We start from the raw sequence: 24,453 nt of genomic DNA, 5'->3' as shown, positions 1-24,453 counted from the left end.
TCCTAATTGCTGAGCTTGATATTTATTTCATCATAGTCTTCCTGATCTAATTCATTAATTACTTTTTCTAACTGACGCTTAATATGTTGAACATTGTTAGTTCTTGCTTTTAGAGTTAAATTATAGACCTTAGGTTCAGGAGTTGGTGTGCCCTCTCCACCTGTTGGTGGCTCAGGAGCAGGTAACTCAGGAACAAATGCTTTTACATCCTGAGTATTATAGCCTTTAAGTGATGTGGCCTGCTGTATTTCTTTTAGAGTGCTATTTGTAGCTTTATCCTTAGCCTCAGTTTCACTTAAATTAAATTCCTTTTCTAATAATTTCTGATTGGATTCAATATATCTCTTCAACTGACTGTAAAAATCTCTATTGGCTTCAATTGAAGCATCTTCTATTTCTTTCTGCTTCGCTTTAGAAACTTCTAGTAATTCTTCAGCTGCTTCCTGTAATTCATCAAAATAGATTTTAAAGAGCTCATTGAATTTTTGTCTGATATCATTGAACTTTTCAACTAAATTATCATAGTTTTCAATTACACCATTTTCTTCTACCTGATGGAAATGATTTATCAATTCTTTGATCTCTGAAACTAATTCTCTATTAGAACTTTGATCTATTTGCTGTTCAACATCATCAATAAATTTACTTTTCTCTTTATAATCAAGGTAATTATTATCACTAAAATATTCTAAGTTATCAATATATTTCACAGCAGCTTTAAACTGATCACTGTTATTAATAAAATCATCAGCTACTTCTTCTAAATTACTGTCAACAATATTACGAGCAGCAAAGTCTTTTAATAATTTAATATCATTACGATCACTTTCAATTAAATTATTATTAACTTTGTTTTCTAATCTGGAAAACTTACTCACATAACTGCTGGCTAACTTTCTAATTTTATCAATAACTTCAAAGTCATTCTGATTATAATTTACCTGAACAGTATTTTTACTATCAATTTCTAATAATAAATCAACAACTTTTTGCTTTTTGGCTCTTGGCAGCCCGACAATAACAGTATAAAACTTAGCACTTTTGAATTCATTTGTGTTAGTAAATACTTTATGAATTTTGGCTTCATTATAATCACGATAATCTTGGGCTTCATATCTAACTTTAAGATTACCAGCCCTCATTAGAGCTGCTAAAGTTCCCATAATATCTTCAATATTCCAACCATAGGGTTTAGAATTAAACTTATCAACTAAACCTGAGCCAGTTCGCCCATCTTTACTTTTACATTCATCATTAATTTCCTGTACAACTCTTAGATTTTCACCAATAAAGGTACCATCACTGTCAAAGAAATTAAACTGACCTGAAGTGCAGTATTTAACTAGCTTTTTACTGTCAACTTTAAGAAACTTTTCAGAAACTCCCTGATCTAATGATTCTTTTAATCTCTTAGAAAATGTCTTTTCTATCATTTTATTTTCAATATCATCTATTTCACTATCTAAGCTGTTTTTTTCTAATTTCTGTTCATTGAAATCATAAATTAACCAGCTGTTGTTATAGCTATCTTCAATCAGGTTTTCTAATTCACCTTCCTGATTATTTACTATAGTAGTAAAGGAATTAATAACCTTTTCTTTTTCTTCATCAGTAGTACCACGGTAGCGATTGATCATCTGATTATGTTTAAAGATACTTCTTGCCAATTTATCAATTCTATTTTTATATTTAGGAGCAGGCACTAAAAGAGCTTCATCTAAATCAATATACTTATTTTTAAAGTTATCCAGTTCTCTTTCTATATCCTCATCTAAATTAAGGATATTATAGACTACAAGAGTTACTTCTCCTTTTTTACTTGAAAGAAGATTTTCTTTTTCATCTCTAATTGCAATATTATAGGTTTTATTGTCCAGCCTATTAGTTGAGAACTTAGTGATAAAAGATAATTTTTTAATTTTTTCTCTAACAATCTCAACTCTATTTTCCCAGTTGTCTTCTATCTGATTCATCTCTTCCATCATATTCTCTTCAATATCACTCGTGATCTTATATTCTTCATTTTCTTTTAGCAGATAATTTTTTTCAGAAAGTGATTCTAATGACTTATTAAAGTCTCCTTTAATTTCACCAATATAGCGAAGTTCATCATTATAGAGTTTGGTTATATTATCAGTAGTTCTTTTAAGATCTTCTGATTTTTCTAAGAAGTAGATTGTTTTAAGCAGTTTAGCTCCATCAACATTCTGACCTTCATCCTCTAAATCAGTTTTAGCCTGATTAAACTTCTCCTCTAATTCTGATTGAGGCATAGGGAATCCATAATCACAGAGCTGATAACCTGTAACAAATTTTCCTATTTCCTCTTTAAAGCTATCTTCATTTTTAAGCAGCCTATCAACTGTAATTAACATCCCTCTTTCAGATCCACCAGATTGAGCCTGCTGGAAGACAGAATAAAGGAAGTTTTTAAGCAAACGCATCTGATAGTTAAAGAAGGGATAATAACTGATAAACTCTTCTTTTGATTCTATGCTGGTACTAAAATTACCACTTAAGTTTGCAAGAGAATTAATTGAACCATTTTTCTCCTGGTAAAATTCTTTTAGCTCTTCTTTCCCCTCATCAGTTTTAGCCAATACTCTTTCTTTAATTACCTTATCCACCTGAGCAGAAGAAAGATGAATCTTATGCTGGAAGCGATCAGTAATTATATTAAGATCATTCTGGTTGATATTTTTCTTACTCAAAACATTATCTAGCTTTTCCTGAGCAGTGGCTATAAACCAGAACCTGCTCTGTTCATCCTGTGATAGGTGTTGAGCAGTACCTCTAAGCTCAGCAAGCTCTATATGGTCTTTATCTAAAGCCTCACTCACCTCATCAATGATAAACATTATCCGATCATAATCATCATTCATCTTTAAAAATGAATCCAGTTCTTCAACCAGCTGATCGGCGTCTATCTGGTCTATTAAGTCATGGATACTTTCAATTGTATTATCAACATCAATATCACCATTAATCTGAGACCAGGCTTCTTTAATGATGATTGGAGCATACATCTTATTAGTCCTGGCTGTTTTCCAGTCTTCACCCATTTTTTCTTTACTTATCTGATCAGCAATATCTAAAAACTCCTGATAATTATTAGTTTTCATCAGCTGATATTCTATATAGCCAATGTAGTTTTTAGGTAAACCGATAGATTTAATAAAATTAAGTAAAAGTTTTTTATAAAATGTACCTGTTAGACTCTCTCCTGAAACATCAAAAGAAATTGTCTTAGTCTTATATTTTGATAAACCCTGGATCTTGTTTTCCAATAAAGCCTTTTCATCTAATCCAGCAAGACGGGATTTAAATAACTCTCTTGCTTCTACTCCCATTAAAGAAGGATCAGCAAGCAAATAACCAATTATTTTGGCAAGATAAGATTTACCTGAACCATAAAATCCAGATAACCAAATACCTGTGTCCTTCCGATCTGCAGAGTAATAATCAATAAACTTATCTATATTCTTTGCAATTTGATCAGTAACTATGTAATTTTTTATTTCTTCAGTTGCTGACTTTTCACTGTATTCACCAACTTTAATGACTGCTTCTATTTCTTCTTCAAAATTCATTTTAAATAAATCTGTAATTTTCATATATCATAACCCCCGATTCTATAATAGTTGACCTCTGTAATCACTGGCTTTAACTGTTCCCAGAAAATATACTCGTTCTTTACCATCAATATCTTTTTCTACTTCTCCAGGATAAAAAACTATTAAAGGTTTTTTCATCTTAGCTACTACATCAGATTCTAAAATTACATTATTTCTGATACCTGTACCATATAAAATACCTGTTCTAATTAATACGGGCATCTTATCCTTTTCAGCAGCTTTTTTTATTTCTTTTAAAATTAAGTCTAAAAAATCTTTTTGCTGATCACTGTCATCATAAAATACAGATGTAGAGCGATAATTTTTATACATTTCTAAAAATACATCCTTGCCAAATTCTTCAATATAATCAACAAAGAGCTTGGATAAATCTATTATATATTGGCCTCCATAATCAGCTTTAACCCTCTTTAAACACTCTTTCTCTTCTTGGGGAGGATAGACCATTATTAATGCGTTAACCCCCTGTGAAGTCGGTAAACGCCCTCTATCTTCATTGATAGCCAATTTAAGATCATTAAATTTACTTTCTAAACTTTTATCTAAAGAGCTCATCAATTATTTCCTCCCTGCTGTAATGTAGTTCAAAGCTGGCATTTTTGGCACCAGAAAAGTTAAAATCATAATATCCTGCTAGTGATCCTTTTTTCATAAGTTCAATTCTTTTATTCTCATCTAAGAAAAGAGCTTCAAATAAATCTGACTGATATATTTCATTACCTGTTAAGCCTGACAGTTTTAATAAGTAAATTAAATATGTAATCACTTTTTCATCAGGTGCAGGGTTAGTTATCATAAATTTATATCTTTTATCTTTCTCGAATAATTCTAATTTATTCATGAAAGTATTATATTTTGAACAGATTTTTTTTATGGTAATTTCACTCCAGTCATCTATCTTGGTTTCTCGACCAAAATCTGATAAAAAATCAACTATTTCTCTAGTTGTTATTAATCTTCTGTTCTCTTTATATTTAATAAAAACCAATTCTTTTGTTATATCACTAAAAAGATCGTTTTTACGAAAAAATTCAATGTATAAGATTAGCCTCCTAAAATGACTGGATGTATTTGTATTAGTTATACTTTCCATAAAAAACTTGTTCTCTGGTTTTTCAGGCTCAGATAAAAAATATTTTTTTATTAAACTAAAAAATCTTTTTCTGCTGCTGGAAATATCAAATCCAAAAGCATTACCTGATACAAATTCTTCTTTAGTTGCCTTTAAATCATTATTTTTAAAATATCTAATAGTTTCTATAATTACATTAATATCTGATATTCCACCTATTATATTAATTGCTGAATTGTAGTTTTTCATAAAAATGATCTCCTTTCAAAGTTGAAATTCTAATTGCTTAAAAAACTATAAAAATAAGAAAATAAGTATCTATGATAATTCCACTCACTACTTAATACAATTCAATAAATGATAGCATTTTCCTCTATAACTTAATTAATTAGAAATTCCAATCTTTATAAGCAAAATAAAAATATTAATTGCTAATATCTATTAATTTTCCATTAATTTTATTGTAATAATCTTTAAATCTATTAAAAGCTATTTTTGCATCTTTTTCTCCAATTTCTTCCCCATTTTTATTAACAGCTCTAACATTGCTTACTGATTCAGATAAAATGAAAGGCTCAGTAAAATAATATCTTGTTTCTAAATTCTTTTTTTCTGGTTTAACTTCAAATTTTTTAAATAAAATATCAACAATTTTATCATTGTAAGATTCTTCTGTTAAATATGGATATATACCGAAAAACTTATGTTTATATATTCTAATAAATATACCTTCTGGCCAGTTTTCACTCCTTATATCAAGGTAAATATATATTTTTTTACTCCTATCCTCTTCATTTAAAACTACTTTCAAATTATCATCATTACTGAATTCTAATATTCTTTTATGTAAATCTTTAAATAAATTTCTGATATTATCATTTAAAACTTTTTGATAATTATCTACCATAAATTTATATGCTTCAGGAAATTTATCATAGAGGTTCTTACACTGCTCTATTCCGTGTTTATCTCCCATAACATCCTCCTTAATATGTATAATAAATTTTCTTAATATATTATTTAATGAACTTTCATTATTCTCAATTAAGTCTTCAGTTGAATTTATTAGTTCAGTATAAGAATAATTAACTACTTCAATATTTGAATCTGTATATTGTGTATCTGATTTTCGACCTTCAGGAGTTAAAAATACTAAAAATTTATTGTGATCAGGATAATATAAATCTAACTTTCTTTGATATCTCTTTATTTGATTAATACCTTCACTCGCTAAAATTTTATTTTCTATAGCAATAGTAAGATTCGGATATTCCAAAACAATATCAATATTATATTTTTCTCGGTATATATTAGGTTGTATTAGATTAATATCATTTAAATTAAAAAACTTGCTTTTATAACTAATATCTTTTAAAAATAAAGTTCTGAATTCACTTGATAAATCTAAATTATTATTTTTCCCCAATAAATAAGCTATTATATTTGAATGAATCAGTTCATTATTTTCAATTCCCAATATTTGATATAAATTAATTTCTTTTAATTTTTTATTTAATTTTATAAAATCTTCATTATTTGCAATATTAGAAAGCTGCATCATATCCTCCCTTCCTCCCTGTTAAATGTTAAATTCATTTTCTCCCTGAGCTGTAAACGGAAATTTAGAACTAAACATTGTATTCATCAAAACAAAATACTCAACATCATATCTTATCTGGTCTTCAAAAGTCAGCATAAATATTTTTTGAGAACTAATTTCATAAAAACCATAAAATTCAAGTAATGGCTTCTGCTCAAATTTTTCTGTATCTACTTCTAAATCTAATTCAATATTTAAAATACTAGAGTCATTAAAAATAATTCTTTCTCTTTTCAAATCTAAATAATCAGCAATATTATTAACTATTATATTCAATTTTTCTAACAATTCTTCTTTATATTTATATTTAATCTCAGCAATCTCAATTACTTTATCAATTTTGTAGTGAAAATCTGTAGTTTTAATCATCTCTACGGCAACAATATTTCTTTTATGAAAATATCTTTCATTTTTCCTATTAACTATTTTCAAATTATAATCATGCAATTTTTCAATCATAATTATCATTCCTTAATATTGCAAAATAATATAACAAATCTAGATCAGAATTCAATTTAATCAAAATTTTCTGTCGATTTAAGTCGTAAAATGTCAATATTACTCCTTTAAATACTTTTATTTCTTAATTGTTAATATTCACCAAAAATTACTTATTACCTGCTTTTCGTTATACTTTTTATTTTATCAGAAGAGAATGACACCATGATGTCGCAAAAAAGTGTATAATTGAAAGAAGGCTACTCTTAAATAAGAATAGCCTTAACATCAATCATCAAAAAATTTCAATATTAATTCCATTTTGTTTAAATACTTTTTTTGTTATGTTAGATTTTTTGCGATTTTCTTTTTTAGTCAAAAGTTGTAAATTACTTAAATTAGTTTTTCCCCCTTTTGAAATTGGTTTAATATGATCAATTTCAAAATTAAATTTGCTTTTTGATTTAAAATTACTATCAGCTGAATGATAATATCCTTCTTCATCTTGAAATTTTTCATATACTGCGTCATGTAATTCACGCCAGTATATAGGGTTTTTCTTTTCAATCTCGGACATTGTTAAATCTTCCAGTTCTACTTTGTCTGCTATAATAATTGGCTCAGCTTCTTCAACCTCAAATAACTCAGGATGAGCTATTTTCTCTTTCTCAATATTTAATTGTCTAATGAAATAACTTTTATTATGGTTGAAAAAGACCTTCCAGAAATTATTTTCTGATTCCCAGATATTATTAATATATTCAGTTTCCTTTCTGCCACCTAAAGAATTTTCATAAATATATTCAGCTTCTTTAGCAAGATCAAATTTATTTCGATCGGAAAGTTTTAAAAATCCTGGTTTTACACCCTTCAATGCATAATATCTAAGGATATCTATAATGTCTTCTTCCTTATATTCTGGAATCATATCCTGGCCAATAAAATATTTTTCTTCAACTTCCTCAAATATATATTCAAGTTCATCTCCTTCTAGATATTCTTTCTCATTGAGATTATAATAATCGAAAATATCATCTAGAGCATCTATGAATTCTTGATAAATTTCTTCTGTATTATTATATATCAATATTTCACAATTCTTCTTTTCTTCTTTTTCTGATTCAGTTTTAATTAAAACTGAAAAAGAATATAAACCAACAGGAACTCTTTCTTTAAATTCTACAGCTTCTAACTTTGAGGTATCAATACTATCATCCATAATATCTGCAAACTCTTCAATTTTATTAATTGAAATTAATTTAATAAGATTTTCTTTGTTTTCTTTACTATCATCATTAAAATCTACATTTTCTTCAAGATATAACTTTTCGGGATTTACCCAGTTAATTTTATCACGCCAATCATCAATAAAGCTCACTATATAGGCTTCTTTAGTTCCTCCAGCTTTTACTCCTCTGAGAGCCCTACCAATCATTTGCGTCATCAAAATAGTTGAAATAGTGGGCCGCGTTAAAAATACTGTCTCTACATTGGGAAGATCTACTCCTTCTGTAAGTATATTAACATTTACCAAGACATCTATTTCATCATTTCTAAACTTTTCAACTTTTTCTGCATTATCTTCTTGAGAAATAGTTACTCCATGCTCATTTCTAATACTTGAGACAATGAATTCTGAAGATACTCCATTTTTATTAAATAATCTATTTAAAACTATTGCATGAGAAATATCAATTGTGAAAACTAATAGCCTTCCATACTTATCCTTGTTCTCTAAATAATGATCAACGATACGCTTATTTCTTTCCTTGCTTTTAGCAATCTTATCTGCAATATCACCTTTTAAATCAAATGATTGAATATTTTTTATATCTTGAGCATTTAGTTCTTTGTAAATATCTAATTGAGTATTATATTCCTTAAAAATTGGGGCAGAAAGAATACCACGATTAATTAGTTGTTCTAGATCAACTTTAAATAATATATCATCTTTAAAAATTTTCTTTAATAGGCCCTGCTCCTCATCAGAGGTTCTAAATGGAGTCGCTGAAAGTCCTAAAACAGAAGAATTATCAACATTTTCACGAACAGCATCAATAATTTTTCTATAAGTTTTTGCAGCAGAATGGTGAGCTTCATCAATCACAAGAAATACCTCTTCATTATCATCTAGCCAATTATCAATTAGGTAATCTGTATTGTAATAAAGACTATCCTTACTCGCAATTACAAAATCATCATCTGGCTTAAGATTAACTGATCTATCATGCTGCCCAGAAATCATATGATATCTGAATTCTTTTTTGTTTTTTAATATATCTGAGTAAGAATTCTTATGCATAGCAGTAAATGCTTGATTTAATAGTTCGTGTCTATGAGCAATCCATAGCACTTTTTTGTTATGATCAATAGCATTTTTTAATAGCCATTGCATAGCAGTCAGAGTTTTTCCTCCACCAGTAGGAATAGCCAATATCCCTGAAAAACTCCCCTTACTATTATAAATAGAATTCATTTCTTTAATCGCTTCCTGCTGATGTAGATATAAATTATAGGGGTTCTTGGAATTAGAAACTTCTACTTTCCCAGAATTATCATTATAAAATTCACTTTTGGATTTGAAGGTTATATTGTCATTGTAATCAATATTGTCCCAATTAATCTCCTTATTTGTCCTACTATTTTCTATAGCAATAAGCTCATTTTCTTCTATATAACCTATAATTAATTCCATAACTTGATTACTTCGTCTTTTATAATTCAACTTATCAAGCAAGGTTTTAAACTTCAAATAAGTTATTCCATTATCATCAACAGTATTTTTGATATCTGTAATTACTTCTTCAACTCTACTATGTAATTCATTTTTTATGTCAGCCAATTCACTCACTCCAATTATTATAGTAAATATTTTTTATTTATTAATAGTTATAAAAACTTCTCTTACTACAGATTCTGGTATCCACATGTATTCAATGTCATTTTCATTATTAGGGAACTCCCAGTAATACCAATTACTATTCAAATCTTTCTCATATTGGTCAGTTCCCATTAGACCTTCTAACCACTGTTCCTTAGCAACATCTAGTTCATTTTCATTATTAATTGGTTTATCTGGAAAACCATCATTTATGGCCTTAAGCTTATATTGACCAAATGAAAAACTATAGCCACAATCTCTATATTCCTTAGCCTCATAAAAATTACCAACTTTAAACTCCATATTTATCCCTCCATAAGATTATTTGCATTTTAAAATATAAAGTTTCCTTATTTATCATATTTTATAATAAGAGCTGCTTATAAAAATCACCAATAAATATTTGTTATAAATTATTATTTGAAAGTCAATATTTGAAGCTCTTGAAAAATAAAAATTTACTAATATTAATCATTAGATTAATTGATCTTAATTAAATAATTCTTGCTATCGATCTCCTAATACTTACTTCTAGAAGTACAGATTTATTCCTTTATTAGAATAATTTTGCGACATTAAATTACATAATTCTACATAATTATCTAATGATATTATTGATAAGTTACCAGTTAGCTTAAATTCAAAAATTAATTTTTTAAAACAATTAACTCTACTATATATTTAATACCATATTCTTTTAAAACCATAAACCATATAGAAACCTCATAAACCCTGTTATAACAATTATAGCAGTGCTTTAACCCCTGTCATTGATTTGCTTAACCCTATTCATTGACTAGCTTTATCTTTTTGACCCTCTCTAATAATTTGCTTAAAAAAGACTTTACCCTATCCATTTATTTGCTTTAGTTAAGTAAAGAAATTAGTTGGTAATTTTTTACTGGAAATTCTTGACATTTATAGATTTAAGTGCTATACTTAAACTACATTAAAAAAATTAAATACCTAAATCAGCCAAACTATCAACTAAAAACTCAGCCATACATTCTTGTTAAACAATCTACCAAACTATCAATTACACCACTTTTAGGTCAACTCAAAAAGGTGGTGCTTTTTTATTTTATGTACAAAAAACTCAAATATCCTGATCCATTGACTACAAAAAAACACAAACAATATTTTAGATTAGAATTTAAAAACCTCGATAAATTCTGGTCATTAACTCAAAAGGAAATGCTGCTGCTTTTTCATATTTGGATCAAAAATAAGGAGAATAAAAATTACTCATTTCCTGCTAATCAACTCAATATTGTATCAGTTCCAAAAGAGGAGAATGAAAATATCCATATTGATATTTCTTCTCACTATAATTCAGAAAGTTTAAAAAAACTTCAAAAATTAGGATTAATTAAAAAAACTGGCAAGAGAAATAATTGCAATATTGAGTACCCATTTAAAGAAAACAAAAACTTTCGCAATATACCCTTAGCAGGTTTTTATAATTGGCTTCTTAAAGCAGGGAAAACTTCAGGTTTTAAAAGTTTTGTATATATACTTTTCGAATTATACAGGAAACCTAACTATAATTCTGATGATGGATATGGAGTTAGAGAGTTAAAAATTTCAGCTGCGGAAATCGCTCAGGGACTTAATCTCAGCGTTTCTGCTACTCGTAGGCATTTAAAAAAAATAGTCGAGTTAGAACTACTAGAAGTGGAACATCAAGAAGGAAAAAAGAGTATTTTTCGAATTCCTGAATCAGATATAAAAGGCATATCAGATAGAAAATCTGAAACTAAAAATGTTGAATATTACTATGACCTTTTGGAAAACAAAAAACGCACCAAACGAGAGTTGAAAAGAAAGTATGAAAAGAATTATGAAAGATTTATGAGGGATGGAAAATTTGAAAAATTATAATTTGAAAGGATGAATTAAATTGAAAAAGAAAACTAATCAATATAACGCGTATTGGAGGAACTGGTTTCGAGCCAGTAATATTCCCCAAAATTTCTGGGAAAAAAAATTAAAAAAAGAGATTCTTAATTTAAAATTTGCTGACAGTAGTATTGAATTTGATGATATCTATTCAGTAATCTTAAACGCCTGGAAAAATAACGAAAATTATGGCTTGTTCTTCATTGGGAATAAAGGAAATGGGAAAACACTTACCGCTGTAACAATAATGAAAAAATTACTATTTGAATTAGAAAAAGAAGATCGTCAAAAAATAGGTTTTATTGATCTATCCAACATGCTGCTTGAATATAAGCAGAGTTGGAATGGAAGTTTTGAGCAAAAAGCAGAAATAGCTACTAAGCTTCAAAAAATCAAAAAAATTCCTATCCTCGTAATTGATGAGTTTTTTCGACATTATGCTGACTGGCAGCACGAAACTATTGACCTGTTGTTAAAATATCGAGACAGCCAATCATTCATAACTATTATCACCAGTAATAATTCTATGTCAGATATAGTCCAAAAAATTAACAGTGATGAAGACGAAATAATATCAATACTAGGTAGTTACGACTCTGTAGAATTCCTTGGGAAAGATAGAAGGATTCATTCTAATAGTCCATTAAAAAATAAAATAGAAGGGAAAGATGTTAGTGGAAAAAAATAAGTTAAGAAAAATTATAATCGGAAAAGTTTTTATAGGAAATGATAGTAGAAATCTTCACCTTATTAATGAAGAATTACATGTAAAAGATTTTGGAGTCGGAATTGAATTTAATGTAATTACTAATGCCCTAAATTATTTTGAAGAACATGGGCAAATAATTAAACCAGCTGATCTTTTAAACGATTTTAAATTAAAAAATTATTTCGTTAAGATCTCAAAAAATATAAAAGAATCTCATCTTAATAGTAATGATACATCTGAATTGAGAAAATATTATCAGAAATTGAAAAATGAAAATAAGTTGTTTGACGCAGAAATTCTTGTAGAAATTAAAAAAAGATATGGGCTAATAAAAGATTCTGATATATATTTTGAAGTTCAGGAAAAATCATTAGAATATTTTATTGTGGAATTAAAGAAAAAAATTAAACTAAATAATGTAATGAATGAATATAATAAACTAGGTACTAAATTAGAACAACTGCAAGAAAACAATGAAAAAATACCAGACAGTTTATTGACTTCAATTCTGGAATCAACTCTGAAATCAGAGGAAGTAAGAAAATTAAATGAAAACACCAAAGATATTATGGACCGACTACTCAAAAAAAGAAAATCTGGTAATTCAGTAATTATTCCAACCTATTTAGCAGATATTGATGATAAGTTTCTTGATGATGGCTTTCGAAATGGTGAGTTGCTTTTCACAGGAGCCAGACCAAGTGTCGGAAAAACGGTTTTTGCCCTCAATATCTTCTACCGCCAGATTTTGAATGGCCATAAAGTAAAATATGTTACTTTAGAAAGTACAAAAGAACAAATTCTGCAGCGATTATTAACTATTCATTCGAATCATCTGAACAATCACAACGAAGAAATTAGGCTATCTGACTGGAAAGATGGAGGTTTTAATCTTGAGAAAAAGAGCAGTAAAATTCGAGACCAAATACTATTTGACTTTATTAAAAATTGTTTTGCTCAACATGTAATTGATTTATCTAATCACAGTTCTTTATACAAATTAAAAGCAAAATTAATTCATCTGGCAACACAAAAAGAGCGGGTAGAATTAATACACATCGATCATATGCACGAATTAGTCGGAGAAGGAACTGACTTAACAACTTTTTTTAGAAACGCATTTATGGAACTGAGAAATGAAATTACTCGTAAATATGATCAGGCTCTTAATTTAATAGTCCAATTGAAAAGACAGGGACAAAAGGATGAAAAACCAGGTATTGATAGTATCAAATACAGTGGAATTGCTGAACAGATTGGAGATTTTGTTATCATTCTAGATCGCGAAGATTATGGAAAATCAGAAAAAGAATTAACTAATTTTGAAGATGATAACTTACTTGAAGTTAATTTTGGCAAATCTCGAGATGGAAAAACAGGAATAACTAACCTTAAGTTTATTAAAGATAAAATGTATATAACTAATTTCTCCTTAATTGATGAACTAGCATCTGTGCCAGATTATGAAGCTCAAAATAATCAATCTGGCGTTATAGATCAATTTTTATTCTGGGATTAATAGTTACAGGCATAGGTATAAAACCTATGCCTGTAATTATATTATTTCATTTTCTGGGTTAATCCTATAATTTTGAGTAGTAATCTAGATTTGTTATATGCCTTTCATCTCCGTAACTAATCTTATCATCAATTGAAAAACCAACACTTTCTTCGACTTGTTTTTCAACTTCTACTCTATCCGCAAGTTTACCAAAACCTTTCAAGAAATCAACTTTAATGGTCTTCTTATTTACCCATATATTAACAATATTCTTTCCATCTCTCCTAAAAACTATATATGACTGGGTAGCAGAAGGAGAATTAAATAAGTGGACCTCTTTTAACGCTTTGATATACGCTCTTGCTACTTTTCTGGTTTTCTTATTTCCTTTCTGTATATGATATTCTACTGTATATTGACTAGTTAGGATGGGTTTATTAATCTCAAAATTTTCTAGATGTCTATCTTTTATAACATCTAATGACCCATCTTTATATCTTACTAAAGATATAATATCAACATCTATATTCTTATAATTCATCCATGAACACGAAAGATTTAATTTATCATTCTCTCCTGTTCCAATAATAATAATTCGCTGATCTTTATTTATATAACTGATATCCACCTCAAGAAAAGCATCCAATTTCTTTTCAAAATTTACATACTTATTAACTCGTTTATGATAAAAGTCCTCATACAGCTCCTTTATGATAGCCATAGTCCATCTACTTACAATAGCTGCATATTTTACTGTCTGAAAATCTGCGTTAGTACCATTAACTAATGAAGATTTCACTTCTATGATAACCATTCTACCTTTTTTATCAATTGCCAAAATATCAATAGTGTCTAAGAAATTTTCAACCTGTATCTGCCTACCAACAATCAATAGTTCTTCCTCAACAATTTTATTCAGATCTTCATTTATATATAAGACATCTTCCATTTCATTTTCAGAACTGAAATTTACAACTTCTGCGAATTCATAATTTTTTGAACTTTTATTCAGTCTCATTATCTTATCTCCTTTTTGTTTTAAATTTTATTTACTAAAAAGCAATATACTACTGATTATATTTGCATTTAGAACTCCATTCAATTATAATTATTTTACTGCTATTTAAAGTCTAAAATCCTGCCAATCCTGCCATAAGGGTTGGTAATGGATGGTAATATATGACATTTAAACCATAAGATAACTTGGAAAAATTTTATAATGATTGACATAACGGGATTCTTAAGAAGGCTATGATCTTGTAATTGGTGTTATTTTTAAACGCGACGGATTCAAAATCCATTATCCTCACGGATGTGTGGGTTCGAGTCCCACCTTCGGCACCATTTTAATATCAGATATATTGGAACTTAAAGTCATTCTTAATTGAATGGCTTTTTCTGTTTTTAAGCCAATACAGAAGCAGCTAGTAATTGAAAGTTGCTCTTCATTAAAAGAATATATAATAAAATTTAAGTTCGAAAGGAAGAAAAAATATGAAAGTGGATTTACTAGTTATAGGGGCTGGTCCTGCAGGACTATTTTCTGCGATTCAGGCTGCTGAAAATAATCAAAATAAGAATATATTAATTTTAGAAAAGAATTCTAGTGCCGGAAAAAAACTTTTGATTAGTGGTTCTGGCCAGTGTAATTTAACCCATGCTGGTGATATAGCTGATTTTTTTGATCATTATGGTAATAATTCTAACTTTTTACTAGGGCCTCTTTATAGCTTCAATAACCAGGATTTAATGCATTTTTTTAAAAAACGAGGTATCTCCTTTAGAAAGGCTAGAGGCGGAAAAATATTTCCAGAATCAAATAATGCTTCAGATATTTTGAATATTTTATTAAAAGAATTAAAAACTAGAGATATTAAAATCACATACAATGCAAACGTAGAAAATATTGAACAAAAAAATGGCCTATTTAAAGTACAAAGTCCTGATAAAATTTATCAAAGTAAATATTTAATACTTGCAGCTGGAGGCAAATCATTCCCTAAAACTGGTTCAACTGGTGATGGATTCAAGATAGCAAAAAGTTTAGGTCATAATATAATTGAACCTCGACCTGCCCTAGCTCCAGTAATTATTAAAAATTATCAATTTAGGATGTTGAGCGGTATCTCTTTAAGAAATAAAGAAACTTCTCTCTGGAGAAATGGTAATTTACTTAAAAGTTGGACTGATGATTTACTATTAACACATCGTGGACTTTCTGGACCTGGAATAATTAATTATTCCAGGTATATGAAAAAAGGAGATTTAATAAAGATAAAACTCCTTAATTATAATAAAAAAGAATTAGAAAGCGACCTTTTGAAAAAAATTGAAAGAGAAGGAAGATTAAATTTAGTTAATCTTTTAATTAAATATCCAATTGCACAGAGGTTAATCGAAAAAATTCTAGAATTAGCTAACATTGACGGCAGTCAAAATGCTGCTCATCTTACTAAAGATGAAAGAAAAGAAATTATAGATATTTTTTCAAATCTCAAATTTGAAATCAAAAGTTTAGCAAATTATAACCAATCAATGGTAACAAAAGGAGGGATTGATCTGAATGAAATCACCCCCCAAAACATGGAATCTAGAATTGTAAAAAGGTTTTTTGCTGCTGGAGAAGTTTTAGATATTGATGGAGATACTGGCGGGTATAATTTGCAGGCTGCTTTCTCCACAGCATATTCTGCTGGAAAATATATTTCTGAGCAGCTATAAATTAAATTGTGACGTGATTTTATTTAACCTCTCTACCATATCAACAAGTTCTTCTGATGCATTAACAACTGTCTGAGTTGAAGCTGCCTGTTCCTCACTGGAGGCAGCTACCTCTTCAGCATTTGCTGCGGCCATTTCACTGACCTCTGAAATTTCATCCACTGCTTTCTTTACATTTTTACTATTTTGACTCATTTTATCTACTTCAGATCTGATATTTTTAATGAGATTTTCTAAACCTTCAGCTTGAGAAGTTATATCAGTAAAAGAAGCTGAAGTCTTATCAATTGCCTCTACACTTTCAAGAACAGCAGATTCATTTTCATCCATATTGGAAACTGCTTTTTCCACATCATTTTGAATTGATCTTATTAATTTTGCAATATCTTCAGTTGCTTTAGATGATTGTTCAGACAGTTCTCTAATTTCTTCTGCAACAACTGAAAAACCTCTTCCGGCTTCCCCGGCTCTAGCTGCCTCTATTGCTGCATTTAAAGCTAATAAATTAGTTTGTTCAGAAATATTATTAATTAAATCAACAATTTCTCCAATTTGCTTAGAAGATTCTCCTAAGGAGTTAATAGCTTCTGCAGTAGTTTTGGTGTTAGTTTTAACTTTAGAAAAAACATCTTCAGTTTTACTTAAAGTTTGATTGCCAGATTGAATATTTTCCATTACATTTTCTGCTCGATTATACATTTCATCTGAATGATCATTGATAGAAGTTATTTGATTTCTTAAATCTGTAATAGTTGCTGAAGTTTCTTCAACTTGAGCTGACTGTTCTTCGGATCCAGATGCTACTGTTTGCATTGAATTACCAATTTCTTCAGCTGAAGCTGATAACTCTTCACCTGTTGCTGTTAATTCTTGACTGGAAGCTGCAAGACTATCTGACATCTCAATAATATCTTTGACTAAATTTCTTAATACATCTGAAAATTTATTAAACCAGGCTCCTAATTTTTCAATCTCATTTTTATTAACCTCTTTGTAAACCTTACACTCAGTACAGTCTTTATATTCCCCAGTTTTTATCTTCGGACAGTGTACTTCCTCGCCAAATTCTGGAGCATAAGATCCAACATCAAACCAGCAGGTTACTTCATCACGTTCAAAATCAGGACAGCTTTCTTCTTCACAATCCATAATCGCTGAACAATTTACTGTTTTTATTGGATAAGAAACATTTAGATTTCCCAGTGCTAAAGATGCAAACATCCCTTCAAACTTTTTTAAAGGGTTAAATATTTTCCTGGCTACTAAAAAGGTAATAACTAAAGAAATTATAATTCCAATTATTGAAAAAATAATTACATTTCTTAATAATGAATTTAAATCATTAACAATCTGACTGCGATCATAAACAGCCTTAAAATATCCACTTACTTCACCCCTATAATCTTCAAAAGGCATTAAAAGTAGATTGTTATCTCCTCTACTTTCAATTATAGTATCACCTTCCTGTAATTTTGAAATTAGTTCAGATTTAACTTGATAAGGATCACTATCAGTGGTGCTGGCTATCCAGTTAGAACTATTTGCATCCCAGGCTACACTTTGATCATCTGCTAACGAATAAAGATAATAATCTCCATTGAAGTTTTCCTCTATTTCTCCTAAAAATCCTTCTCCCAGGCTAGATCCAAATTCTACTGTTCCCAAATGTCTTCCCTGATATTCAACTGGAGAAACTACTCTCAGTCCATAACCACCACGTCCTTCTTCAATACCACTAATCATTTTTTGTTCTTGATTAGCTTGATTAACTGTAAAACGGAATGATGAAAGATCATCTCCATATTTGTCCGGATTATGTAATCTTAAAAAAGAAGTTGAATCAGGTAAATGAAATTGAAACTGAGCCATTTCTTGACTAATATCCTGATAAGAATTAAGCAGCATATTTCTTAACATTTCTCGATCCCGATCAGCAAAAGCACTCTGAACCGCAGTATTTTTTGCAATTAATTTAACCGCTATTTCTCCCTCTTCTAAAAGATCATTTAATTTTGTATCAATTGTTTTAGCAATTCCATTAAGCTTCTCTTCTTCCTGGTCTATTATTTCTGCTGACATATTAGAATATATAAAATAGCTTAAACTAGAAATAATAATTATCATACTCAGACTAATTACAATAAGTAATAAATTTCTCAAAGATAAATTAGGTAAAATATTTTTCACTTGCTTCCCCCCTGTTTTTGTTTTGCAATATTTTTTAGAAAATCACTGGTTAAGGTGTTAGTCAATCTACTATAACATAATTAAAGCCAGATATGAAGAATATCTGGCTTTAATTTATAAAACAAATTAAACATATACTAAATAAATTAGTTATTTTACACATAAAACTTAGGCTCTAAATTAAATATTAGTACCTATAAATAGCTAGAATATCAGTTTCTTCTGGCATTTTTTCTTTTTCTATTGAATAGACTAATCCACCATGTTTAATGGTTTCAGAAGCAGCATAATTATAAAGATCATAGTCTTTAGTATTTTCCATAAGTTTTACTTCATTTTCATCTTCTATAAAAACTCCAGCTTTTTCTGCTAATTTATTTAATACAAGTGTATCAACTTTTCCAAAATGAGCTGCTTCAACAATCTCTTCTAATTCAGATGAACTTTTATCACTTGATTTTATTTCCATATATCTTTCTTTTATTTCTTCTAGATAATCATGAATATGGGAATCAATAATTTCCCAACTCTTTTCGCGAAGCTCTTTTTTATTCATTTGTCTCGCATTACCACTTAAATGCTCATCCAAGAGTCCTTGATAATTATTAATATTTTTATAAAGAGAAAATACACTATCATCAGCAGCAACAATTAAATGATTTTTCTTATCCTTCAATTCAGAATTAATAACACGATCAATTTCTTTTAGATAATGCAGTAAGTCCTCATTATCATCATCACCAGCTGCTCCCTGACCGTGAAAAACTGAAGATGAACCAGCAGTATTAATCGATTGATATTTTTCAGCTGCTTCTTCATCTAAATTAAGAAATTCTTTAATATTTTGTGGTAACTCTTCTAAATCAAACTCTTCTATTTCATTTCTGTTAACCCTATATAATTGATTATGATTAGAACTTAAAGCTAATAAATAATATTCCTGACTATCATGAACTTCAGAAATCAATTGTTTTAAATTAAAATTATAACTGACATGAGCACTATCATAAGTATCTACTGAAAGTTTAAACGATCTAAAGTTTTCAGAAGATATAAAAACTGCCAGTCCTTCTTTTTGCTGCTGCCAAAAATTACTATCAGATGCCAGCTTAAATGCTGGTTCTAATAATTTATTGATTTCTCTCTCCTTAAATCCCCAATTAGTTTTTAGCTTTTCTTCTACCTGCTGCAGTAAATTTTTAAACTCAATTTCTAGTTTTTTAAATTCTCCCTTGTGTACCGCCTTAGTTGACATGTAAATTGAAATACAGGGACTCTCCTGACATTGAATAAGGTCTTTTAAAGTTTCCAATTTTAGTTCTTCTGTCATTTTATTTAACCCCCTATTAAATTGAATAAAAATCGACTCTTTCATGACTTGATAACTAAGACAAAGTTGATAAAGAATTTAATAAAAGTTTCTTATATTTTTATTTTAACAGATATTTTATAAAAATAAAGTTATTTATTAACTGATAAACTGCCAATAAATTTTAGCTAAAATCATAACACCCTGTTTTATTGAAAATTGATTTAATGAAGCTGCTGAAATAATTAGTTCATTACTTATTTCACGACTAAAAAAGTTTCTATAGTCAGGTAATAAAAGAGAATTTTTTTCTGCAAAAACTTTAAAATCATGCTGATTAATATTTTGATTCAATAATACTTTGAAATAAAAAAGTGAAGAATTATCTGCAGTCTCAATTCCTCTAAAATGATCTTTGATGGCTTCCTTTAAAAGGAGTTTCCTATTATTTAATCGTTGTCTTAAAAATTTTACTCTTTTTTCTAGATAACCATTATCAATATAATAAGCTAAAAGATTATTAAGCAAATTTTCTCCAGCCGAAAAGTTACTTTTAGCTATAAACTCAATCAAAGAATAATTATTTAAAAACTCTTTATTATCCGATGAATTTAGGTAATAATTATCTAAATATATTAAGCCTAAATTTAACCCAGGAAAAACTCTGTTTGTTAATGCTTGAATCAAAATAACTTGGCTTTGATATTTTGATTCCAAAAGCTCTTGGATTTTTTCATTCTTTTGATAAAGAGAAAAATATTCTAAAATGATTATTTTAAATTTAAGCATTTGAGAAAGTTCCAGCAAAGATTTTATTTTAGAAAGACTCCAATCTAAAATACTCTCTTCTAATGATTCATCACTAATTATTAAATAATCAATAGTATTATTTTCAAGATAGTTCATTAAACTTTCATAGTCTGCAGAACTAAGATGAATGTTGGCTTTATGATTATAAAAAGAAGCTTTGTCTTTTCCATTATTCAGACTGCCATCTTTTGAAAATAATTTTGTGAATAAAGAATTACTGGTGCCGCTGGTAAATAGTAATTCTTTATTTTCCCCAATCAATTCTAATAATATTTCTGCCAACTGTGCCTCTGAGTTATAATATAATTTGCTTTTATTTAAATTTTCATTTTTTGATTCTAAAAATCTAAAATAACTATTTTTTTCAGCGTAAGTTTGTTTAAAACTTCGTCCTTTAAATTCTGAATAAAACCGATCAAAAATTAAGTCCCAGGCATACTCTTCTAAAAATTCTTCTCCGTGCTCTGGGCCACTAAAATCAATAGTCTTTTGAGAAGATAAAGAGGGCTTAGAGGTTAAAATCCTCAGCCTTTGATCATCACTAGTGTTTTTTAGAGCAGCAGCAGGAGCAATATAACTCCCACTACCCTCTTTTTTATAAATTAAGTTTTCAGCTGCCAGCAGATCATAAGCTTTAACAACAGTCTCTGCATTTACACTGAGGCGGGAAGCAAGCTTTCTTATTGATGGCATCTTAGTATCTGGGGTGTATTTATCTGCCAGAATTTCTGCCCTAATTGCTTCATAGATCTGAGTATATAAATTTTCACTGCCATCTCTTTCTAGTTCAATATCAAACATTTAACTTCCCTCCAGTATAGTTTTAATTAAAAATCTTAATTCTATTTAAAATAATATCTTCTTCCACAAAATTAAACTAAGCTGTTTCGTTTTTTCTTTTGAAAAATTTTATTAATTCATGTCCAACTAAGAAAACAGCTCCAGCAGCTATAACTCTCAGCCAGTCAATTATGGTAACTCCAGCAAAGCCAAGAAAGCCATTGATTGGAGTATAAATAATCAATAAAACCATAGCAATTGAAATTAGAATTGAATAAAGCATCTTTTTATTGCTGAAGAAGTTCTTATTAAAAATACTTTCGTATTCATATCTACGGGACATAATATTAACCCACTGAGAAAAGGCAATTGTTAAAAACGAAATTGTTGTTGCCCTTGCATAAAGCTGGGTCCCTTCCCTGACTGCTGCTGCCTGATCATTAATAAATAAATAGAAGTTAGTAAAGGCAAGCCCACCCATTAAAAGAGCAAGAAACATTATTTCACTAAAACTGTTTTTATTAACAATATGCTCATCCTGTTCTCTCGGCGGTGATTTCATTAAATGTTCAGAAGCCGGATCAAAAGTCAGTGCTGTTAGGGGCAGAATTTCAGCTAAAAGGTCAATCGAAAGTATCTGAATAGCTAAAATTGGTATCGGTGTTCCAAGTAGTGCAGCTGCTAAAAGCCCTAAGAGCACTATTGTTAGTTCTGCTCCATTTGTTGTCAGAGAAGCAATTACTGTTTTCTTTAAATTATTATAAATTGTTCTTCCTTCTTTGATTGCGTATACTAAAGTTGGATAGCTGTCATCAAGCAAAATTAATTCTGAAGCCTCTTTTGAAACATCTGTCCCCATCTGGCCCATTGCTACACCAATATGAGCACTCTTTAAAGCAGGAGCATCATTGACTCCATCACCGGTAACAGCTACAATTTTCTGCTGTTCTTTTAAGTTTTTAACGATTCTCAATTTATCCTCTGGAGAAACACGAGAGAAAATTAAAGACTCATTTGCTTCCATAGTTTCACGCAGTTTTTTTTCGCTCATTGACTCTAGATCTTCACTAGTAAATACAGGTACATCCTCATCATTAACAGAAAGGCTAATTTCTTTACCAACTGCCTGAGCAGTAATTGCATGATCCCCAGTCATAATATAAGTATCTATATGAGCATCATGTGACTCCTGAATAGCCTCCTTTACCCCTTCTTTAGGAGGGTCAATCATTGCTACCAGACCTAAGAAGATAACATCCTTTTCAATTTCTTCTAAAACATAATCAGTCTCATTATCTTCCAGCTTACGGTAAGCTATTGCCAGAACCCGCATTGCATTTTTGGAATATTTTTCATTTAATTTATTTAATCTCTGCTTATCTTCCTCTGTAATTTCTACAACTTCTCCATCTTTAAGAATATGCTTTGAAATAGAAAGCACACTCCCCAAAGCACCCTTCATCTTAAGATAATTTCCGTCTTCAAATTCTCTAATTGAACTCATTCTTTTACGGTCTGAGTCAAAGCTAAACTCGTGTAATTCCGGATTATCTTCATCTTCAGTTGGTGAGCGGGTACCAAGTTTGGTAGAAAGAGTAATTAAAGCTGCTTCAGTTGGATCACCAATGGCATACCAGCCAGGATGATCTTCATCTGGTTCATGAATCTCGGCATTAGAGGCCATAGTAGCTGCATCAAAAATAATTTCCATTTCTGCAATTTCCTCTTCTGTCAGCGGCTCACCATCATCTCCTAAAATTTCTCCTTCTGGTTCATAACCAAGTCCTGTTATTTCGTATTCTCTGCCGTCAAAATATACTTTTTTAACTGTCATTTCATTTTTAGTCAGAGTTCCAGTTTTATCAGTACAGATTACATTTGTTGAACCTAAAGTTTCAGCAGAAGAAAGTTTCTTAACCACTGCATTTTTTTCTGCCAGGCGGTCAACTCCCTGGGATAAAGCAACTGTAACCTGCATTGGTAAAGCCTGAGGTACAACTGCAACTGCAATTCCCAGAGCATAAATCAAAGCAAAGTCAAGTCCATAACCCTGATAAATACTGACTCCAAATAAAGCCAGGGCTATTATAACTGCAAAAGTTGCAATTTTATTGGCTACCGACTGCAGCTCAGACTGCAGAGGAGATTTAGATTTATCCTCCTCTTGAGTCATCGAAGCAATTTTACCCATTTCGGTTTCCATTCCGGTTCTTACAACTACTCCCTTAGCTGATCCAGAGGCAACGGTTGTTCCTAAATAAGCCATGTTATCTCTATCTGCAAGAGGTCTCTCTTCTGCAATCCGATTTGACTGTTTTTCTTGAGGCATTGATTCACCGGTCAGAGAAACGTCATTTGTTCTTAAGTTAAATGATTCAATAATTCTTAGATCAGCCGGGATTTTGTCGCCTTCTTCCAGACTGACAATATCTCCAACAACCAGATCTTCCTGAGCAATTTCTCCAATCTGGTCATCTCTAATCACTTTGGAAGGAGACTTAACCAATTTATTTAAAGAATCCATAATTTTTTCAGCTTTAAATTCCTGCCGGAAACCTATTACTGAGTTTATTACAGCAATGATAACCATAATAGTACCATCGCGATAACTGCCAATTATAAATGACATTACAGCAGCAACTAAAAGCAAAATCACCAGTACATCTTTAAATTGTTCCAAAAAGATCGTTACTAAAGATTTTTTGGCTTTCGCTTCCAGAACATTCTTCCCATTTTCTTTAAGCCTTTTTGCAGCTTCAGAAGAACTTAGACCTTTTTTTGAAGTCTCTAATTTTTCAAGGATTTCTGTTCCCTTTTGTCTATAAAATTCTTTTTCTGGCATATAAACACCCCGTTTTGTATTATTTTAGTATTTAATAATAATAATAACATTTTTAAAATTAATTTAAAG

16 protein-coding genes are annotated in these 24,453 nt (G+C 29.6%); 4 read left to right on the top strand and 12 right to left on the bottom strand.

All coding sequences use genetic code 11. The features are described 5' to 3' along the window. Positions 1–2: 2 nt before the first annotated feature. The 7 genes from brxC to ACZ446_RS03305 all read right to left on the bottom strand — a co-directional run bounded on the left by brxC (position 3) and on the right by ACZ446_RS03305 (position 9,929). A complete protein-coding gene (brxC, locus tag ACZ446_RS03335; protein ID WP_464393723.1) occupies positions 3–3,614 on the bottom strand; it encodes a BREX system P-loop protein BrxC in 3,612 nt (1,203 codons plus the stop codon). A gap of 18 nt (positions 3,615–3,632) precedes the next feature. Further along, entirely contained in the window at positions 3,633–4,190 is a 558-nt protein-coding gene (locus tag ACZ446_RS03330; protein ID WP_464393722.1) for a BREX protein BrxB domain-containing protein, read from the bottom strand. Beyond that, a complete protein-coding gene (locus tag ACZ446_RS03325; protein WP_464393721.1) occupies positions 4,174–4,956 on the bottom strand; it encodes a BrxA family protein in 783 nt (260 codons plus the stop codon). Before ACZ446_RS03325 ends, ACZ446_RS03330 begins: the two co-directional genes overlap by 17 nt. Before the next feature lie 175 nt (positions 4,957–5,131). Continuing rightward, the gene (locus ACZ446_RS03320; protein WP_464393720.1) at positions 5,132–6,268 is read right to left on the bottom strand and encodes a PD-(D/E)XK nuclease family protein; all 1,137 of its coding nucleotides are present in this window, start codon (positions 6,266–6,268) and stop codon (positions 5,132–5,134) included. A gap of 18 nt (positions 6,269–6,286) precedes the next feature. Then, entirely contained in the window at positions 6,287–6,766 is a 480-nt protein-coding gene (locus tag ACZ446_RS03315) for a hypothetical protein (RefSeq protein ID WP_464393719.1), read from the bottom strand. A 274-nt stretch (positions 6,767–7,040) separates the two neighbouring features. After that, positions 7,041–9,587 (bottom strand): DEAD/DEAH box helicase family protein, encoded by a 2,547-nt coding sequence (locus ACZ446_RS03310; RefSeq protein WP_464393718.1) that lies wholly within the window; start codon positions 9,585–9,587, stop codon positions 7,041–7,043. A 33-nt stretch (positions 9,588–9,620) separates the two neighbouring features. Continuing rightward, positions 9,621–9,929 carry a hypothetical protein gene (locus tag ACZ446_RS03305; protein WP_464393717.1) on the bottom strand — a complete coding sequence of 103 codons (309 nt, stop codon included), beginning with the start codon at positions 9,927–9,929 and terminating at the stop codon, positions 9,621–9,623. A 627-nt stretch (positions 9,930–10,556) separates the two neighbouring features. Here ACZ446_RS03305 and ACZ446_RS03300 point away from each other — a divergent pair. From ACZ446_RS03300 to ACZ446_RS03290, 3 genes are read left to right on the top strand one after another with little or no spacing between them, the layout of a single operon-like run. Further along, entirely contained in the window at positions 10,557–11,507 is a 951-nt protein-coding gene (locus tag ACZ446_RS03300; RefSeq protein ID WP_464393716.1) for a winged helix-turn-helix domain-containing protein, read from the top strand. A gap of 19 nt (positions 11,508–11,526) precedes the next feature. Next, the gene (locus tag ACZ446_RS03295; RefSeq protein ID WP_464393715.1) at positions 11,527–12,213 is read left to right on the top strand and encodes an AAA family ATPase; all 687 of its coding nucleotides are present in this window, start codon (positions 11,527–11,529) and stop codon (positions 12,211–12,213) included. Continuing rightward, positions 12,200–13,753, top strand: a complete 1,554-nt coding sequence (locus ACZ446_RS03290) for a DnaB-like helicase C-terminal domain-containing protein (RefSeq protein ID WP_464393714.1) — start codon at positions 12,200–12,202, stop codon at positions 13,751–13,753. The genes ACZ446_RS03295 and ACZ446_RS03290 overlap by 14 nt, the downstream gene beginning before the upstream one ends. Before the next feature lie 64 nt (positions 13,754–13,817). Here the strand turns inward: ACZ446_RS03290 and ACZ446_RS03285 are convergent, their stop codons facing one another. After that, a complete protein-coding gene (locus ACZ446_RS03285) occupies positions 13,818–14,753 on the bottom strand; it encodes a hypothetical protein (RefSeq protein WP_464393713.1) in 936 nt (311 codons plus the stop codon). A 476-nt stretch (positions 14,754–15,229) separates the two neighbouring features. Here ACZ446_RS03285 and ACZ446_RS03280 point away from each other — a divergent pair, with 476 nt between their 5' ends. Continuing rightward, complete coding sequence (locus tag ACZ446_RS03280; protein ID WP_464393712.1) at positions 15,230–16,456, top strand: BaiN/RdsA family NAD(P)/FAD-dependent oxidoreductase; 1,227 nt, start codon at positions 15,230–15,232, stop codon at positions 16,454–16,456. On the opposite strand, the gene ACZ446_RS03275 is transcribed toward ACZ446_RS03280, so the two are convergent. From ACZ446_RS03275 to ACZ446_RS03260, 4 genes are all read right to left on the bottom strand, one after another. Beyond that, entirely contained in the window at positions 16,451–18,643 is a 2,193-nt protein-coding gene (locus ACZ446_RS03275) for a methyl-accepting chemotaxis protein (RefSeq protein WP_464393711.1), read from the bottom strand. The two genes, ACZ446_RS03280 and ACZ446_RS03275, sit on opposite strands and share 6 nt — an antisense overlap. Positions 18,644–18,830: 187 nt before the next feature. Next, positions 18,831–19,973: a baeRF7 domain-containing protein gene (locus tag ACZ446_RS03270; RefSeq protein WP_149796915.1), complete on the bottom strand. Its 1,143-nt coding sequence runs from the start codon at positions 19,971–19,973 to the stop codon at positions 18,831–18,833. Between the two features lie 138 nt (positions 19,974–20,111). Beyond that, positions 20,112–21,563, bottom strand: coding sequence for a GntR family transcriptional regulator (locus ACZ446_RS03265; RefSeq protein ID WP_464393710.1), 1,452 nt, complete (start codon positions 21,561–21,563; stop codon positions 20,112–20,114). Positions 21,564–21,639: 76 nt separating this feature from the next. Beyond that, positions 21,640–24,384 carry a cation-translocating P-type ATPase gene (locus ACZ446_RS03260; protein ID WP_464393709.1) on the bottom strand — a complete coding sequence of 915 codons (2,745 nt, stop codon included), beginning with the start codon at positions 24,382–24,384 and terminating at the stop codon, positions 21,640–21,642. Between the last annotated feature and the right edge of the window lie 69 nt (positions 24,385–24,453).

It is taken from the genome of Halanaerobium sehlinense (genome assembly GCF_055379485.1).
The sequence above is the reverse complement of the archived record's forward strand: the minus strand, read 5'-3'. Positions and strand labels throughout refer to the sequence as shown.

Coding starts and splice junctions, on each gene's coding strand:
- ACZ446_RS03325 (WP_464393721.1), bottom strand. CDS start 4,956: ATGAAAAACTACAATTCAGCAATTAATATAATAGGTGGAATATCAGAT.
- ACZ446_RS03285 (WP_464393713.1), bottom strand. CDS start 14,753: ATGAGACTGAATAAAAGTTCAAAAAATTATGAATTCGCAGAAGTTGTA.
- ACZ446_RS03270 (WP_149796915.1), bottom strand. CDS start 19,973: ATGACAGAAGAACTAAAATTGGAAACTTTAAAAGACCTTATTCAATGT.
- ACZ446_RS03265 (WP_464393710.1), bottom strand. CDS start 21,563: ATGTTTGATATTGAACTAGAAAGAGATGGCAGTGAAAATTTATATACT.
- brxC (WP_464393723.1), bottom strand. CDS start 3,614: ATGAAAATTACAGATTTATTTAAAATGAATTTTGAAGAAGAAATAGAA.
- ACZ446_RS03330 (WP_464393722.1), bottom strand. CDS start 4,190: ATGAGCTCTTTAGATAAAAGTTTAGAAAGTAAATTTAATGATCTTAAA.
- ACZ446_RS03320 (WP_464393720.1), bottom strand. CDS start 6,268: ATGATGCAGCTTTCTAATATTGCAAATAATGAAGATTTTATAAAATTA.
- ACZ446_RS03315 (WP_464393719.1), bottom strand. CDS start 6,766: ATGATTGAAAAATTGCATGATTATAATTTGAAAATAGTTAATAGGAAA.
- ACZ446_RS03260 (WP_464393709.1), bottom strand. CDS start 24,384: ATGCCAGAAAAAGAATTTTATAGACAAAAGGGAACAGAAATCCTTGAA.
- ACZ446_RS03305 (WP_464393717.1), bottom strand. CDS start 9,929: ATGGAGTTTAAAGTTGGTAATTTTTATGAGGCTAAGGAATATAGAGAT.
- ACZ446_RS03280 (WP_464393712.1), top strand. CDS start 15,230: ATGAAAGTGGATTTACTAGTTATAGGGGCTGGTCCTGCAGGACTATTT.